The organism is Blautia sp. ZXY-1-C6 (genome assembly GCF_056339875.1).
On record NZ_JBWJVQ010000047.1, the window covers coordinates 1 to 3494 of the forward strand.

Here is a 3494-nt window from a genome sequence, read left to right on the forward strand (position 1 = left end):
GGTGCAGAAGCCATCATGGATCTCAGCTCCTACGGAGATACCAGAAGCTTCCGCCGCAAACTTACATCCGAATGTCCGGCAATGATCGGTACTGTTCCGATCTACGACGCAGTAGTATATTATCACAAAGCACTTGGCAAGATTACTTCTGAAGAGTGGATTGATATCGTACGTATGCACGCAGAAGACGGCGTGGATTTTATGACTATCCACTGCGGTATGAATCGTGCAACCGCAGCACGTTTCAAACAGAATAAACGTCTCATGAACATTGTTTCCAGAGGTGGTTCTATTATGTTCGCATGGATGGAAATGACAGGAAAAGAGAACCCGTTCTATGAACATTTTGATGAAATTCTTGATATCTGCAGAGAGTATGATATCACTTTAAGTCTGGGAGATGCATGTCGTCCCGGATGTATTGCAGATGCAACTGATACTGCACAGATTGAAGAGCTGATCACTCTCGGTGAGCTTACCAAACGTGCATGGGAAAAGGATGTTCAGGTTATGATCGAGGGACCTGGCCACATGCCGCTGAACCAGATCGCAGCTAATATGGAGATCCAGAAAACTCTTTGCCATGGCGCTCCTTTCTATGTACTTGGACCGCTTGTAACAGATGTTGCTCCCGGATATGACCACATTACTTCCGCAATCGGCGGTGCGATTGCTGCTTATTCAGGTGCTGCTTTCCTCTGCTATGTAACACCTGCAGAACATCTTCGTCTGCCAAATGCAGCTGATGTAAAAGAGGGAATTATTGCTGCCAAAATTGCTGCTCATGCTGCTGATATTGCCAAAGGAGTTCCCGGTGCCGCAGAATGGGATTATAAGATGAGCGAAGCGAGAAAACGTCTTGACTGGGAAGAAATGTTCAAACTCAGCATGGATCCTGAGAAAGCAAGACGCTACCGCGCAGAGGCCAAACCTGAGAAAGAAGACACCTGCAGTATGTGCGGAAACTTCTGTGCCGTAAAGAATACAAACCGTATTCTGGATGGTGAAATTGTTACTATTTTTGATGAATGATGCTTTTATAAAAGCCGTATTTCAACATGTTTGATTGTTGAAATACGGCTTTTTATTTACTATATCTTCATCATATCTGACATAATACATCCACCGGCTGAACCATGTTCCATAATCTCATTTAACTGTCCTGTTCCCGGATGTATCCCTCCTATGGCATATACAGGAATCTTTACTGCTTTACAGACATTCTCCAGAAATTCCAGTCCTCTGGGTGGAAGTCCTTTTTTACAGTCAGTTGTATAAATATGTCCTGCCGTAAGATAATCAGCTCCCAGACTTTCTGCTTTCAATGCATCTTCTACGGAGTGGACCGAACTTCCGATCTGCCGGAAACCTCCAAGCTTTCCCTCATATTTTTCCAACAGAAATATTGGCAGATGAATGTATGGATGATGCAGTTTTTCTGCTACATTTACATAGGTATGTAATATGCAGGGAACCTGATATCTCTTACAGATTTCCAGTATCTGCTCTGCCAGACGAGAATATTCTTCCTCCGGCAGATCCTTTTCCCTCAGAATAACCGCCTTCGGATGAAGGCTGCATACACGCTCGATCTGTTCTGCAAAGGGACGCTGACACAGGGAGCGGTTGGTCACTGCAATTACATTTTCATAAGGATTTTTCTGCATTTTAGAGGTACACATAATCATTCATAACCGGCTGAAGATCATGATCCAAAAGTGCCTTATAGACTTCATCTACAGACCTTCCGTCTGAAATCTCAAACTGGTCATCTCCTTTATCTTCGATATCCTCCACATGACTTCCGATTCCTGTGCTGACTCCTGCTGAAATCTTTGTCGCAGCAATTCCAACCAGGTTATCGCGGACACGCTCACACTCTCTGGTAGATACTGTAATGCTTGCAAATGGCATGAACAGACGATAGGCGCAGACCACCTGAAGCAGCTGTGGTTCATGTACATCCATAGGATTAATACGGTCATTGTTGATGATCGGCCGAAGTCTCGGACAGGAAAATGCAATCTCTGCATGAGGATATTTTCTCTGCAAAAGATATGCATGATATCCGGTGGCAAAAGCATCCTTACGGAAATCATCCAGTCCCAGAAGTGCAGCAAATCCTACTCCTCGCATACCACCCTTTAAAGCACGTTCCTGTGCGTTCAGACGATAAGGAAATATACGCTTGTGCCCTGCAAGATGCAGAGTTTCATACTTATCTGAATTATAAGTCTCCTGGAATACCGTTACATAATCAGCTCCGCATTCATGGAGATGTGCATACTCATCTGAATTCATAGGATAAACTTCAAGTCCGATTACTTTGAAATATTTCCGGGCAATCTTACATGCTTCTCCGATATATTTTACATCAGATTTTGCTCTGCTCTCTCCTGTAAGAATCAGGATTTCCTGCAGTCCTGTCTTTGCGATAGCAGCCATTTCCTTATCAATCTCTTCTGCATTCAGCTTTGCTCTGCGGATCTTATTATGGCAGTTAAATCCGCAGTAAATACAGTAATTCTCACAGTAATTTGCAATATAAATAGGGGTAAACATATACACACTGTTCCCAAAATGTTTCCTGGTTTCTTTCTGCGCAGCCTGTGCGATTTCCTCCAGAAGAGGCAATGCAGCCGGAGACAGCAGTGCCTGAAAATCCTCTGGTGTACGGTTATCATGAGCAAGTGCCCTGCGTACATCTGCCTCTGTATATTTATCATAATCGTAAGCATTCATGGCAGAAATAACCTGATCCATCACGTCTGATTCTTCCAGTACTTCCATTCCCGGAAGATATTTCATATGATCGATCCTGTTCTTTTTCATATCTTCCAGAATCACTTCATTGACAATACTTTCGTTGAAGTGTTCCCCATGTTCCATATTTTTTTCTGTTGTTTCCATTGATGTTTTCTCCTCTTTATTACCATTTGGCAACTTTCGTTTTCCTATAAATTAATACCTACTCCGCAGTTATAGCAATCCTCTAAAATAATGCATCTTAATCCAGCCCATCAGAGTGTGAAATCCTGCGTCAGATATCTTTGCCGTGCGTCAGCACGCCTGCAGATATCTTCCTTGTCTTTCGCACGCTGCTGAACTGTCTTAAATGCATTATTTACGAGGATTGCTATAATCAAAAATCTCATTTTAGAATGATTTTTTATTTATTACTCATGAAGAAAACCAGTCAGTGGAGAGGATGCGCTTGCACCTTTTTCCAGGGTTCTTCCCAGTCCGGCAAGGTATGCACTTCGTCCTGCTTCAATAGCTTTTTTAAATGCTTCAGCCATTATCTGCACATCACCTGCTGTGGCAATCGCAGTATTTGCCATAACTGCAGATGCCCCCATCTCCATGGCTTCACACGCCTGAGAAGGACGTCCGATTCCTGCATCTACAATGATCGGGAGCTCAATTTCGTCAATCAAAATCTGGATAAATTCCTTAGTGCACAGCAATCTTCGTACTCAGGAGCCGTTGCCCGG

The 3494-nt window shown here is 43.4% G+C and carries 3 protein-coding genes and 1 pseudogene; 1 reads left to right on the forward strand and 3 read right to left on the reverse strand.

Features of this window, described 5'->3' with window-relative positions; translation table 11 throughout:
• On the forward strand, window positions 1-1032 hold a 1032-nt coding region (gene thiC / locus AC075J_RS02065; protein WP_476389911.1), incomplete at its 5' end, for a phosphomethylpyrimidine synthase ThiC.
• Between the two features lie 59 nt (window positions 1033-1091).
• On the opposite strand, the gene AC075J_RS02070 is transcribed toward thiC, so the two are convergent.
• From AC075J_RS02070 to AC075J_RS02080, 3 genes and pseudogenes are all read right to left on the reverse strand, one after another.
• Window positions 1092-1667, reverse strand: coding sequence for a thiamine phosphate synthase (locus tag AC075J_RS02070; protein ID WP_020993274.1), 576 nt, complete (start codon window positions 1665-1667; stop codon window positions 1092-1094).
• A 1-nt stretch (window position 1668) separates the two neighbouring features.
• A complete protein-coding gene (gene thiH, locus AC075J_RS02075) occupies window positions 1669-2910 on the reverse strand; it encodes a 2-iminoacetate synthase ThiH (RefSeq protein WP_008707072.1) in 1242 nt (413 codons plus the stop codon).
• Window positions 2911-3176: 266 nt separating this feature from the next.
• Window positions 3177-3464: pseudogene (locus AC075J_RS02080) on the reverse strand (thiazole synthase); the annotation flags it as partial.
• Window positions 3465-3494 lie beyond the last annotated feature (30 nt).

What these genes read in the sequence shown, in the direction of transcription:
- AC075J_RS02070 (WP_020993274.1), bottom strand. Translation starts at nt 1,667, where the DNA reads ATGCAGAAAAATCCTTATGAAAATGTAATTGCAGTGACCAACCGCTCC.
- thiH (WP_008707072.1), bottom strand. Translation starts at nt 2,910, where the DNA reads ATGGAAACAACAGAAAAAAATATGGAACATGGGGAACACTTCAACGAA.